This is a genomic window from Pseudomonas sp. Fl4BN1 (genome assembly GCF_009908285.1).
Taxonomy (GTDB): domain Bacteria; phylum Pseudomonadota; class Gammaproteobacteria; order Pseudomonadales; family Pseudomonadaceae; genus Aquipseudomonas.
This window is the reverse complement of the sequence record NZ_JAAARM010000008.1, coordinates 143,777-156,206: the sequence shown is the minus strand read 5'-3', so window position 1 is coordinate 156,206 and position 12,430 is coordinate 143,777. Positions and strand designations below refer to the sequence as shown.

Below are 12,430 nucleotides of genomic sequence, written 5' to 3'. Positions count from 1 at the left end.
GCATTATAAGCACGCAGGCACTATGAACCGGCATTCGCCAAAAGCATGGATGTTTACCGAGCTGGATCACCATGATGATCTAGAGTGGAAGCTTCAGACCGCAAAACACTGGGTCGAATACTAAAAATCGTTGAACCAAGGAGAGTCTCAATGCCCTATGTTCCTGTTGCAGAGCTCAAAGATTATGTCGGGAAGGAACTCGGACGTTCCACATGGCTCACCATTGATCAAGAGCGTATCAACCTGTTTGCTGAAGCCACCGGCGACTTTCAATTCATTCACGTCGACCCGGTCAAGGCTGCGCAAACCCCGTTCGGCAGTACCATTGCCCACGGCTTCCTGACCCTGTCGCTGATCCCCAAATTGATGGAAGACATCCTCGTGCTCCCCCAGGGCCTGAAGATGGTGGTCAACTATGGCCTGGACAGCGTGCGTTTCATCCAGCCAGTGAAAGTCGATTCCAAGGTGCGACTCAAGGTCGAGCTGACTGAAGTCACCGAGAAAAAACCCGGCCAGTGGCTGCTCAAGGCCACCGCCACCCTGGAAATCGATGGCCAGGAAAAGCCCGCTTTTATCGCCGAACCCCTGTCGCTCTGCTTCGTCTGAAATGCCCCTGATGCGAAGCAGCTCACGCTGTTTCGCTCAACCTCTCTATATATAAGTCACGCAGCTACGGCATACTCGGCCCCTAATTATCCGGAACCCGTTATGCGCCCACTTGTACCCCTGGTTTTGACCCTCTTGCTCAGCGCCTGCGGAGACGGCGAGTCGCTGTTGCCGCCCGATGCTCGCCTGCCGGACGGTGGACGTTATCGCGGCGACCTGGTCAATGGCCTGCTACAGGGACAGGGACGCATCGACTACCCCAATGGCAGTTGGTATGCCGGTCAGTTCGATAAAGGGCAATGGCATGGCCAGGGCGAATGGCACGGCAGCAATGGCGAGGTCTATCGCGGCCAGTTCCAGCAAGGGCTGTTCCACGGGCAAGGCACCCTGACCACCAAGGGCAGCAGCTACAGCGGTGGCTTCAAGCTCGGCCGGCGGGATGGCGAAGGCACCCTCAAAGAAGATGGCATGACCTATCGTGGCGAGTTCAAGGCCGACCTGTACTCGGGCCTGGGTCGTCTCGAGCTGGACGACGGCAGCCAATATCAAGGCCAATTCGCCAAGGGCAAACCCAATGGCGAAGGCCAGCGCAGCGATGCCAGCGGCAACCAGTTCAGCGGGAACTTCGTCAATGGCCAACTGGAAGGCAACGGCACCTTCAACAGCGCCGAAGGCGACATCTACGTCGGCGGCTTCAAACACAATCAGCTGAATGGCAAGGGTCGCTACGAAAACTCCGACGGCGATGTCTGGATCGGCCAGTTCAAGGAAGGTGCCCTAGGTGGCAAAGGTGAGCTGGTCGGTGCCGACGGCAGCCACTATGTCGGCACATTCAGCGACTGGCGCTTCAGCGGCGAGGGCCGCCTCAATCTCAGCGATGGCAGCTTCTACGTCGGTGGTTTCGACAGCGACAACTATCAGGGCCATGGCGTGCTGGTACAGCGTGATGGCAGCGTGCAGAGCGGCGTGTGGAACAACGGCCTGCGGGTTCGCGATGCCGACGGCAAGCTGCTACCCGACCCACTGGAAACCGCCCTGCTGGTCCAGGGCCGCCTGCTCAAGGAAGCTCTCGATGCGGTGCCCGCCTCCACCCCGGCCATCGAACTCTACACGCTGACCCTGGCGGGCGATGGCAAGCAGAGCGTGTTCCTGCGCGAGGCCGACTACGTCAGCAACATGCTCGCCAGCCGCTTCGGTGCTTACGGCCAGATCCGCCTGGTCAACCACCGCGACCACTTGATGAACCGGCCCATGGCCACTCGGGAAAATCTGCGCCGCGCCGCCCAGACCCTGGCCGAACGTAGCGGCCCCGAAGACCTGGTATTCATCTACCTGACCAGCCACGGCACCAGCGCGCATGAACTGGTACTCGATCAACCGCGCCTGGAGCTGGCGGACCTACCTGCCGACGAGCTGGCCAGTGTCCTGGCACCGCTAAAGAACCGCGACAAGATCATCGTCATTTCGTCCTGCTACTCCGGCGGCTTCATCCCGGCACTCAAGGACGAACGAACCCTGATCATGACCGCCTCCAAGGCGGACCGGGTGTCCTTCGGCTGCTCGGAAGAAGCCGACTTCACCTACTTTGGCGATGCCCTGTTCGCCCAGGCCCTGAACCAGACCGACGATCTTGAGCATGCATTCAAGCTGGCCAAGGCCACTGTGGCGGAACGCGAACAAGCGGACAATTTCGAAGCATCGGAGCCACAGATCTGGGCTCCCAAAGGGGTCATCGCGCACTGGCAACAATTGCGCAAACAACAGGCACGAAAGGCACTGCAAAGTGTCTCTATAGGCAGCAAGGAAGTACAGAGCAACTAAGCTGAAACTGTATCAAGGGGGAATGACCATGTACTTGACGCCTCAGCATATCCTGCTTGCCGGTGCCTCAGGGCTGACCGGAGAGCAACTGCTCGATCGCTTGCTCAACGAGCCCACCATCATCCGTGTCCTTGCTCCCAGCAGGCGTCCACTGAGCGACCATCCACGACTGGAAAACCCCGTCGGTGATCCAGCAGTGTTCCTGCCGCAGCTCAGCGGCAAAGTCGAAATCGCCTTCTGCTGCCTGGGCACCACCATCAAGCAAGCCGGCTCCGAAGCCGCCTTTCGCGCAGTGGACCTGGACATGGTGGTGGCCTTTGGCAAGCGTGCGCGGGAAATGGGCGCACGCCACCTGATCGTGATCAGCGCCCTGGGCGCCGATCCCAAGTCGTTGATCTTCTACAACCGGATCAAAGGGGAAATGGAAGAAGCGCTCAAGCAACAGGGCTGGCCACAACTGACCATTTGCCGCCCTTCACTGCTGCTGGGAGACCGGATCGAACCGCGTCTGGGCGAACAACTGGCCGGCCCTTTGTCGCGACTGATTCCGGGCAAATATCGCGGTATCGAGGCCTGCCAACTGGCCCGAGCCATGTGGCGCCTAGCCCTGGAAGAGCAAAGCAGCACTCGGGTGGTGGAGTCCGATGAGCTGCGCAAGCTGGGCAAATGATCTCATCACGGGCAAGCCGGTCCCTGCGCCTGCAGGAACCGGCTTACCGGCAAAGCGCTACAACCCGCCAGTAGCCTGAAACCCCACTCCCAGAACAGTCAATACCGACAACGGTAGCAACAATGTATCGAGCAATGCGCTGGCCGGCAGATCCAGCCTCGGATAGCTGGGCGCCTGCGCGCCAAACCGGTCCATGGCGCAACAGCCACCCTGCATCGCATACAGGTCCAGGCGCGTCCCCGAATACACCACCGGAGCGCCAGGCTGTGCCGCATTCAGCGTACGCGCCGTGGCGCAGCCGCCCAGTTGCAAGGCGGCCAGCAACATCAGCAGGGACTTATTCATCGCTGCTCAAATGGTGCTCGCCCCAGCGCGGCAACATGTCCTGGGGAATATTCAACAGGTTGAGAATCCGCGCCACGACGAAATCCACCAGATCGTCGATGGTTTGCGGCTGGTGATAGAAGCCCGGCGAAGCCGGCAGAATGGTCACGCCCATATTCGACAACTTGAGCATGTGCTCCAGGTGAATGCTGGAGTACGGAGCCTCGCGAGGTACCAGTATCAACTGACGGCGCTCCTTGAGGGTTACGTCCGCAGCCCGCTCTATCAGGTTGTTGCAGGCGCCTGTGGCAATCGCCGACAAGGTACCGGTGGAACACGGCACCACCACCATCGCCGCGGGAGAGCCGGAACCCGAAGCCACCGGCGACATCCAGTCCTCCTTGCCATAGACACGGATCTGCCCTACCGCCGCACCGGTGTATTCGGTAAGGAAGGCCAGCATCATCTGCGGCTTGGGCGGCAGCGTTACATCGGTTTCCGTGGCCATGACCAACTGCGCGGCCTTGGAAATCAGGAAGTGCACCTCTCGGTCCTCACGCACCAGGCAATCCAGCAGGCGCAACCCGTACTGGGCGCCGGAGGCACCGGTCATTGCCAGAGTGATGCGTTCCGGGCCGTTGCTCATTGCAGCGCCTCAGCCAGCTTGCCGTGCAGGCCACCGAATCCGCCGTTGCTCATGATCACCACCTGGGTACCAGGCTTGGCCTGGCTTTTCACCCGCTCGATGATTCCCTCCAGCGAGTCGCTGACAATCGACGGCACCGTACACAGCGCCGCCGTTGCCGCCAGGTCCCAACCCAGGTTGGCCGGCGCATACCAGATCACCTGATCGGCCTGATTGACACTTTCCGGCAGCCCATCACGGTGTGCGCCGAGCTTCATGGAGTTGGAACGCGGTTCGATAATGGCAATCACCGGTGCATCGCCGACCCGCTTGCGCAGGCCGTCCAGCGTGGTGGCGATGGCGGTTGGGTGGTGGGCAAAGTCGTCGTAAATAGTCACGCCCTGCACTTCGGCGACTTTCTCCATACGCCGCTTCACGCTCTTGAATGTGCTCAATCCCGCGATCCCCAGGGACGGCACAACCCCCACATGGCGTGCAGCAGCCAGGGTGGCCAGGGCGTTGGCGACGTTGTGCTGCCCGGTCAGCTCCCACTCCACCACACCCTGGCTCACGCCTTCGAACATCACCTCGAAAGCCGAACCGTCGGCGCTGAGCAACTTGACCTGCCACTGGCCACCAACGCCGGTGGTCTGCACCGGAGTCCAGCACCCCATTTCGATCACCCGCTGCAAGGCCGACTCGGTGGTGGGATGAATGACCAGGCCTTCGCTGGGGATGATGCGCACCAGATGGTGGAACTGCCGCTCGATGGCCGCCAGGTCAGGAAAAATATCCGCATGATCGAACTCAAGATTGTTGAGGATCGCGGTGCGCGGGCGGTAATGGACGAACTTGGAGCGCTTGTCAAAGAAGGCGCTGTCGTACTCATCGGCCTCGATCACGAAGAACGGCGTGCCCCCCAGGCGTGCCGAGACGGCGAAATTTTGCGGCACACCGCCGATCAGGAAGCCCGGGCTCATGCCGGCATGTTCCAGGACCCAGGCCAGCATGCTGCTAGTAGTGGTCTTGCCGTGGGTGCCGGCCACTGCCAGCACCCAACGCCCCTGCAGCACATGGTCCGCCAGCCACTGCGGACCGGAGACATAGGGCAGGCCTTTATTCAGCACATATTCCACGGCCGGATTACCCCGAGACATGGCATTGCCGATCACCACCAGATCCGGCGCAGGGTCCAACTGAGCAGGGTCATAACCTTGCGTCAGCTCGATGCCCTGGGCTTGCAACTGGGTGCTCATCGGCGGATAGACGTTGGCGTCGGAACCGGTGACGTGATGGCCAAGTTCTTTGGCCAGAACCGCCATCGAGCCCATGAAAGTGCCGCAGATACCGAGAATATGGATGTGCATAGTCGACCTCATAAAACATCGGCGCAGGTTAGCCTAGAGGGCTGCAAATCGCACCCTTTAGCTGACGGGGAGGTACAGCCGCCTCCGCAGGCTCGGGCCGCGTCCAGAGGATAAATTTGCAGGACCTGCAGCGAGCCTTGAATCGCCGCCTACGACTCAAAGCACTCTGCACCAGCGGTTACCCGTGAGCCGCAGGGGCTCAGCGGGCGATACCGTGCTTGCGCAGCTTTCTATAGAGAGTGTTGCGACTGACCCCCAGTTGCTCGGCGGTATGGGTCATATGCCAGCGCTGTTGCTCCAGAGCCACCAGCAACGCCGCACGCTCGGCGTCTTCCAGGGGCCGTTCGGGGATTGCCTCGACTGGCCCGCTGACGGGCATCGGTCGGGCATGCCGGATCAATGGCGGCAGATCCTCCAGGTCGATACGGCCGTGTTCACACAGGGCCGCCAAGGTCCGAAGTACGTTGCGCAACTGTCGTACGTTGCCCGGCCATGAGTGACTCAACAACGCCTGGCGCGCCGCTTCATCCAGCACCACCGGCTGCCCACCCGCCTCTTCAGCCAGGAGAAAGTCCAGCAACTGGGATTTATCACTGCGATCACGTAACGCCGGCAGCGCAATCTCCAGGCCATTGAGCCGGTAGTACAGATCCTCACGGAAACTGCCGTCTCGCACCCGCTCCAGCAGATCGCGGTGGGTGGCACTGATGATGCGTACGTTGACCGCCAGGGGCTCACCACCGATAGGCACCACCAGGCGATCCTCCAACACCCGCAGCAAACGGGTCTGCAAAGCCAGGGGCATATCGCCGATTTCATCGAGGAACAAGGTACCGCCATCAGCCTGTTGCAACTTACCGCGCATGCCCTCCTTGCGCGCGCCGGTAAAGCTGCCGCCGCGATACCCGAACAGCTCGCTCTCGATCAGGCTCTCCGGAATTGCCGCGCAGTTGAGCGCGACAAAGGCTTTTTCCGCCCGGGCACTGCCCTGGTGCACAGCCTTGGCGAAGGCCTCCTTACCAGAACCGGTTTCACCATTGATCAACAACGGCACGTCACGCTCGAACACGCGCGAGGCCCGGCGAAAATCATTCTGCAGCCCTTCATCCCCCAGGCAGATACCTGAGGTTCGCGGCTGCACAACATCTGTTGGCGCCCGCAGCAGCGGTTGCGTGACAGGTTGCGGCTGGCCACGCAGCAAGGCAAACAAGCGGCGTCCATCCCGGGTACGCAATGGCCAACTGGCACTGGCGTTGACACTGGCGCGACTGAGCAACTCATTCAGGGAACAGTCGAAAAAACTCTCCACCGGCTTGCCCAACAAACCGCCACGAACATGTCCCAGCAGGTTCAAGGCACTCTGGTTCACCGCACTGATCCGGCCCTCACCGTCAAACGCCAACAACCCCTCGCTGAACAGCCCCACAGACTCCGCCTGCAAATGAAAGCGCAGCAGCCACTGGTTTTCGAAATACCGCAGGAAATAACAGCTCTCGATCATCTTCGCCGAGAGGTTGACCAGGGCCATGGTGTGGAACTGGCTCTGGCGTGAGACATCCTGGCGCGCCGACGATACATCGAGCACTGCCAGCAGTTCGCCATGAGGATCGAACACCGGACTCGCGGAACAGGTCAGCCCAGTATGCCGACCACGAAAGTGCTCGCCCTGGTGAATGGTCAGCGACTGGCGCTCCACCAGGCAGGTGCCGATGCCGTTAGTGCCCTCCCGGGCCTCGCTCCAGTCGGCGCCCAGCCAGAGGCCGGCATGCTCGAAGATCTTGCGCTCGCTGGGAGCGGTGATGCGGTTGAGGATTACGCCCCGGGCATCGGTCAACAGCACCGCGTGACCGGCGCCGGACAATTGCTGATGCAGGTTGCTCATCTCGGCCCCGGCGATTTGCAGCACATCCTGCAGGCGCTCGCGGCTCTCCAGCAGGCGACTGTGCTCAAGCACCGTAGGCGCCATGGCCTGGGTCGGATCGAGATGATAGTCCTCAAGGCAACGCAGCCAGGACCGGGCAATGGAGGGATCGCTGCCCGGGCCCTGCAAATGGGCTTTGCCCTGGGCCACGGTCAGCACCTGCTGGGCATGCCGACTCAAGTGATTACTACTGTGCATTTCTTATTATTCTCCTGCTGCGCTGTCACGCACGGACGGAGCCTGTAGCCGCTGCCAGAGGCTGCGATCGGCACCGAAGGGGACGCAAAATCTTGAGGCTGCCAAAGACGTCCGGGACGTTTCCCTTCCTGCAGAAACAGCAACAAACCATCAAATCTGTCCGACAAGATTCGGCATGCGGACCAGCATCCTCCAGCCGCCGTTTCATTGCAATGCTGGTTTGACCCATGAGTCACAGCTTGTGCCATCTGCGTTACAAACTGTCACTCGCGACTGTGCCTGATCCGTTACAGCGCTTGCGCGAAGAACCTTCGCAACATCCACAAACCCTTGATCCATAGGGTCCGCACCACCCTGGCCCGACCTTTGCTCTACGCTTTGCATGCGCTACAGCGCGTCCTCCCCCATAAGCATAAAAGCCAGGAGATACCCACCATGCGTTACGCACACCCCGGTACTGAAGGCGCTATCGTTTCGTTCAAGAGCAAGTACGGTAACTACATCGGTGGCGAATTCGTCGCCCCCGTCAAAGGCCAGTACTTCACCAACACCTCGCCGGTCAACGGCCAGCCCATTGCCGAATTCCCCCGCTCCACTGCCGAAGACATCGACAAGGCCCTGGACGCCGCTCATGCCGCCGCCGATGCCTGGGGCACTACCTCGGTGCAGGCTCGCTCGCTGATCCTGCTGAAGATCGCCGACCGCATCGAACAGAACCTTGAACTGCTGGCCATCACCGAAACCTGGGACAACGGCAAGGCCGTGCGCGAGACGCTGAACGCCGACATTCCACTGGCCGCCGACCACTTCCGCTACTTCGCCGGTTGCCTGCGGGCCCAGGAAGGCAGCGCCGCGGAAATCGACGGCAACACTGTCGCCTATCACATCCATGAACCTCTGGGCGTGGTTGGGCAGATCATCCCGTGGAACTTCCCGATCCTGATGGCCGCCTGGAAACTCGCCCCGGCCCTGGCCGCCGGCAACTGCGTGGTACTCAAGCCCGCCGAGCAGACCCCACTGGGCATCACCGTGCTGATGGAAGTGATCGGCGACCTGCTGCCTCCAGGCGTACTCAACGTAGTGCAAGGTTTCGGCCGCGAAGCCGGCGAAGCCCTGGCCACCAGCAAGCGCATCGCCAAGATCGCCTTCACCGGTTCCACTCCGGTGGGCTCGCACATCATGAAGTGCGCCGCCGAGAACATCATTCCCTCTACCGTGGAGTTGGGCGGCAAGTCGCCGAACATCTTCTTCGCCGACATCATGCAGGCCGAACCGACCTTCATCGAAAAAGCCGCCGAAGGCCTGGTGCTGGCGTTCTTCAACCAGGGGGAAGTCTGCACCTGCCCGTCCCGCGCCCTGGTGCAGGAGTCGATCTACGACGAATTCATGCAAGTGGTGATGAAGAAGATCGAACAGATCAAGCGTGGCGACCCACTGGATACCGACACCATGGTCGGCGCCCAGGCCTCCGAGCAGCAGTTCGACAAGATCCTCTCCTACCTCGACATCGCCAAGAACGAAGGCGCGCAACTGCTCACTGGCGGCAAGGTAGAGAAACTCGAAGGCGACCTGGCGACCGGTTACTACATCCAGCCGACCCTGCTCAAGGGCACCAACAAGATGCGGGTGTTCCAGGAAGAAATCTTCGGCCCGGTGGTCAGCGTCACCACCTTCAAGGACGAAGCCGAAGCCCTGGCCATTGCCAACGACACCGAGTTCGGCTTGGGTGCCGGGGTCTGGACCCGCGACATCAACCGCGCCTACCGCATGGGCCGCGGGATCAAGGCCGGCCGCGTCTGGACCAACTGCTACCACCTGTACCCGGCGCACGCCGCGTTCGGCGGCTACAAGAAGTCCGGCGTCGGTCGTGAAACCCACAAGATGATGCTCGACCACTACCAGCAGACCAAGAACCTGCTGGTGAGCTACGACATCAACCCACTGGGCTTCTTCTGATCGACCCTCCCGGCGACCCAGGTCGCCGGGAGGTCTTTTTTTGCGGCCTCGCCGCGCCCGCTTGACCTGCTCCGATCCGACGCCAAAGGCTTGCCGGACGGGACACTGCTGTCGGAAGTTCTGCGCCAAAACAGTCGTGCACAAGGCCCAAAGAGGCTGCTGAAAAACAATAACAAGGGACACACCCAATGGATCAGATCGGCAACTACGTGCTCTACCTCATCATGCTCTGCGCCGTACTCGGCGCCTTCGCCGCTATCTACGACAGCGAGCGCGGGCTGGGCAAAGAATTCATGGAAGGCATCCATGCCACCGGCTATATCTTCGTGCCGGCTGCAGGGATCATGGCTTCCATCCCCTACCTGACGGTGGTCATCGAGACCGTCTTCGGTCCGTTCTTCAACTCCCTGGGTGCCGACCCGGCCCTGGCGGCAACCATGATCATCGCCTCGGACATGGGCGGCTATCAGCTGGCCTCGGCCCTGGCCGCCAGCAAGGAAGCGCTGGTGATGGCGCTGATCACCGGCTTCATGGGCGGTGCCACCATCGTCTTCTCGATCCCCATGGGCCTGGCGATGCTCGACAAGCGCGACCACAAGTACATGGCCCTGGGGATCATGTCCGGCATCCTGACCATCCCGGTAGGCGTGATGATCGCCAGCCTGATCCTGGCCTTCAGCAACCCGCTGGTGCGTGAACTGGTGACCACCAACGGTGAAGCCAGCTATCAACTGGCCCTGGGCCTGGGGAGCATCTTCGCCAATCTGCTGCCGATCCTGATCTTCGTCGTGGCCCTGGCCCTGGGCCTGCGGTTTTTGCCCGACATGATGATCAAGGGTTTCATCATCTTCGGCCGGGCCATGGACGCGGCGATCAAGCTGGTGCTGGTGTTCTCCATCGTCGAATACTTCACCGGGGTCTTCTCCGTGGTGTTCGGCAGTTGGGGCTTCCACCCGATCATCGCCGATGCCCAGGACCAGACCCGCGCCCTGGAAACCGCCGGCTACATCGGCATCATGCTGGCCGGGGCCTTCCCCATGGTCTATCTGCTGCGCAAATACCTGGGCAAGCCGCTGGAAAACCTCGGCGGCAAGATCGGCCTAAGTGCCGTGGGCAGCGCCGGCATGCTGGCAACCATCGCCAACATCCTCGCCATGTTCCGCCTGGTGCGCTTCATGCCGCCCAAGGACAAAGTGATCAACATCGCTTTCGGCGTGTGCGCAGCCTTCCTGCTGGGGGACCACCTGTCCTTCACCGCCAACTTCCAGCCGACCATCATCCTGCCGGTCCTGATCGGCAAGATCAGCGCCGGCTTTGTCGCGGTGGGCCTGGCCTACTGGCTGTCGGTGCCCAAGGCCCTGCAACTGGAAGCCGAGGACCGGGCGGCGGGGATCATCGCCGAAGGCGAGTACCTGGGCGGCAAGGCAGTAGAAACCCCAGAACCGGCGGGCCAGAAGGCCACGGCCTGATTCCGGCGCGGCGAGGATCGCCTGCATGCAAGCCACCATTGGCGGCGCACCGGTACTGCTGCTGGGGCTGGACTTCGGGTCCACCACCAGCAGCGTGCTGATCGCCCAGGCCAGCCTCAGCAGCCACTGCGTTACCGGACGCATGGCCCTCAACGAACCCCGAGTGCTGTTTCGCGGCGACCCGGTGTTCACGCCGTTCAAGGACAAGGTCATCGATGAAGCCGCGATCCAGGGTTTGATCGAAACCTGGCTTGAACAGGCCGGGGTACGCCCGGAGCAGCTGTTTTCCGGTGGGGTGATCATCACCGGCCTGGCGGCCCGGCGGCACAACGCCCAGGCCCTGGCGCAACTGGTGGGGCAACTGATCGGCAACGCGTTGGTCACCCGCGCCGATGACGGTGGCCTGGAGTCCTGGCTGGCGTTCATGGGCAGTTGCTCGGCCCTCAGCCGTTTTCACCGCGAACAACCAATGCTCAACCTGGATATCGGCGGCGGCACCACTAACGCCGCCTTGGGCCTGGACGGCAATGTGCTGGCCAGCGGCTGCCACTTCATCGGTGCCCGGCACCTGCAGTTTCAGCCGGGCAGCTACCGCCTCAGCGGTGTTTCAGAGTTCGGGCGGGCACTGCTCGATCACCTGGGTATCGACAAAATGCCCGGGCAGCGCCTCGATACCCCGGAACTGGACGCCGTGCTCAGTTGGTACATCGATGCCCTGGTGGCGATCGTCGAGGGCGATCGGGCGTTCTTTGCCGACCAACTCGGCCAGTTGACCGAGCAACTGCCGTTGATCCTCCCGCCCCACGCAGCGCCCCTGGCCCTGACCTTTTCCGGGGGCGTTGGCGAGCTGCTCTATCGGCACCTGCAAGGGGAGTCTTTGCCCGGCACCACCTATTACGGCGACCTGGGTATCGACCTGGCCCTGGCGATCTCTCGTCACCCGCGACTGGTGCGCGATGCCACCCGGCTGGTGCCGGAAAACCGCGGCCGGGCCACGGTCTACGGCCTGACCCTGCATAACACTGAAATCTCCGGCAGTACGCTGTTCTTGCCTCATCCCGAGGCGCTACCGCTCAAGGACCTGCCCATCGTCGCCCGCCTGTCCATTCGTGCCTCCCAGCAACAGCTGGAGAATGCCCTGGCCCTGGCCTTGAGCAGCCAAGACGGTGCCTGCCTGCAATTGCTCGACGGCGGGCAGGCCCCACGCCTGGAAGAAATCCGCCAACTGGGAGCTCGTTTGTCCCAGACCCTGGCCGAAGCCTCACCAGGTCGCCAATGGCCGCTGGTGCTGCTGCTGGAAAGCAACGTCGGCAAGGTCCTGGGCAACTACGCCACGGATTGGGGGCGCAGTTCTTGCAACCTGATCGTCATCGATGAAGTGCGCGAGCGTTCAGCGCATTTCATCAATCTGGGAAAACCCCACCAGCACATCGTGCCCGTCGCCTTCTACGGCGTGCACTGAGCCGATGCCGG

Annotated in this window: 10 protein-coding genes; 6 read left to right on the top strand and 4 right to left on the bottom strand. The window is 61.8% G+C overall.

The window, feature by feature from the left end; all coding sequences use genetic code 11:
- Positions 1-150: 150 nt before the first annotated feature.
- From GV818_RS11730 to GV818_RS11720, 3 genes are all read left to right on the top strand, one after another.
- Positions 151-606: a MaoC family dehydratase gene (locus GV818_RS11730; RefSeq protein WP_161756544.1), complete on the top strand. Its 456-nt coding sequence runs from the start codon at positions 151-153 to the stop codon at positions 604-606.
- A 102-nt stretch (positions 607-708) separates the two neighbouring features.
- A complete protein-coding gene (locus tag GV818_RS11725) occupies positions 709-2,427 on the top strand; it encodes a C13 family peptidase (protein ID WP_161776626.1) in 1,719 nt (572 codons plus the stop codon).
- Between the two features lie 28 nt (positions 2,428-2,455).
- Positions 2,456-3,097 (top strand): oxidoreductase, encoded by a 642-nt coding sequence (locus tag GV818_RS11720; protein ID WP_161776625.1) that lies wholly within the window; start codon positions 2,456-2,458, stop codon positions 3,095-3,097.
- Between the two features lie 57 nt (positions 3,098-3,154).
- Here the strand turns inward: GV818_RS11720 and GV818_RS11715 are convergent, their stop codons facing one another.
- The 4 genes from GV818_RS11715 to GV818_RS11700 all read right to left on the bottom strand — a co-directional run bounded on the left by GV818_RS11715 (position 3,155) and on the right by GV818_RS11700 (position 7,532).
- Positions 3,155-3,442 carry a YceK/YidQ family lipoprotein gene (locus tag GV818_RS11715; RefSeq protein WP_161756547.1) on the bottom strand — a complete coding sequence of 96 codons (288 nt, stop codon included), beginning with the start codon at positions 3,440-3,442 and terminating at the stop codon, positions 3,155-3,157.
- Positions 3,435-4,067 carry a flavin prenyltransferase UbiX gene (gene ubiX, locus GV818_RS11710; RefSeq protein WP_161776624.1) on the bottom strand — a complete coding sequence of 211 codons (633 nt, stop codon included), beginning with the start codon at positions 4,065-4,067 and terminating at the stop codon, positions 3,435-3,437. The genes GV818_RS11715 and ubiX overlap by 8 nt, the downstream gene beginning before the upstream one ends.
- Positions 4,064-5,413: a UDP-N-acetylmuramate:L-alanyl-gamma-D-glutamyl-meso-diaminopimelate ligase gene (mpl, locus tag GV818_RS11705; RefSeq protein ID WP_161756549.1), complete on the bottom strand. Its 1,350-nt coding sequence runs from the start codon at positions 5,411-5,413 to the stop codon at positions 4,064-4,066. Before mpl ends, ubiX begins: the two co-directional genes overlap by 4 nt.
- Positions 5,414-5,612: 199 nt before the next feature.
- Positions 5,613-7,532, bottom strand: coding sequence for a sigma-54-dependent Fis family transcriptional regulator (locus GV818_RS11700; RefSeq protein ID WP_161776623.1), 1,920 nt, complete (start codon positions 7,530-7,532; stop codon positions 5,613-5,615).
- 435 nt (positions 7,533-7,967) lie between these two features.
- On the opposite strand from GV818_RS11700, the gene exaC reads away from it, so the two are divergent.
- The 3 genes from exaC (at position 7,968) to GV818_RS11685 (ending at position 12,419) form a co-directional block, all read left to right on the top strand.
- Positions 7,968-9,488, top strand: coding sequence for an acetaldehyde dehydrogenase ExaC (exaC, locus tag GV818_RS11695; RefSeq protein ID WP_161756551.1), 1,521 nt, complete (start codon positions 7,968-7,970; stop codon positions 9,486-9,488).
- 188 nt (positions 9,489-9,676) lie between these two features.
- Positions 9,677-10,957, top strand: coding sequence for an ethanolamine utilization protein EutH (gene eutH / locus GV818_RS11690; RefSeq protein ID WP_161756552.1), 1,281 nt, complete (start codon positions 9,677-9,679; stop codon positions 10,955-10,957).
- Between the two features lie 25 nt (positions 10,958-10,982).
- A complete protein-coding gene (locus tag GV818_RS11685) occupies positions 10,983-12,419 on the top strand; it encodes an ethanolamine ammonia-lyase reactivating factor EutA (protein WP_161776622.1) in 1,437 nt (478 codons plus the stop codon).
- Positions 12,420-12,430 lie beyond the last annotated feature (11 nt).

Coding starts and splice junctions, on each gene's coding strand:
- GV818_RS11730 (WP_161756544.1), top strand. CDS start 151: ATGCCCTATGTTCCTGTTGCAGAGCTCAAAGATTATGTCGGGAAGGAA.
- GV818_RS11725 (WP_161776626.1), top strand. CDS start 709: ATGCGCCCACTTGTACCCCTGGTTTTGACCCTCTTGCTCAGCGCCTGC.
- GV818_RS11720 (WP_161776625.1), top strand. CDS start 2,456: ATGTACTTGACGCCTCAGCATATCCTGCTTGCCGGTGCCTCAGGGCTG.
- GV818_RS11715 (WP_161756547.1), bottom strand. CDS start 3,442: ATGAATAAGTCCCTGCTGATGTTGCTGGCCGCCTTGCAACTGGGCGGC.
- ubiX (WP_161776624.1), bottom strand. CDS start 4,067: ATGAGCAACGGCCCGGAACGCATCACTCTGGCAATGACCGGTGCCTCC.
- mpl (WP_161756549.1), bottom strand. CDS start 5,413: ATGCACATCCATATTCTCGGTATCTGCGGCACTTTCATGGGCTCGATG.
- GV818_RS11700 (WP_161776623.1), bottom strand. CDS start 7,532: ATGCACAGTAGTAATCACTTGAGTCGGCATGCCCAGCAGGTGCTGACC.
- exaC (WP_161756551.1), top strand. CDS start 7,968: ATGCGTTACGCACACCCCGGTACTGAAGGCGCTATCGTTTCGTTCAAG.
- eutH (WP_161756552.1), top strand. CDS start 9,677: ATGGATCAGATCGGCAACTACGTGCTCTACCTCATCATGCTCTGCGCC.
- GV818_RS11685 (WP_161776622.1), top strand. CDS start 10,983: ATGCAAGCCACCATTGGCGGCGCACCGGTACTGCTGCTGGGGCTGGAC.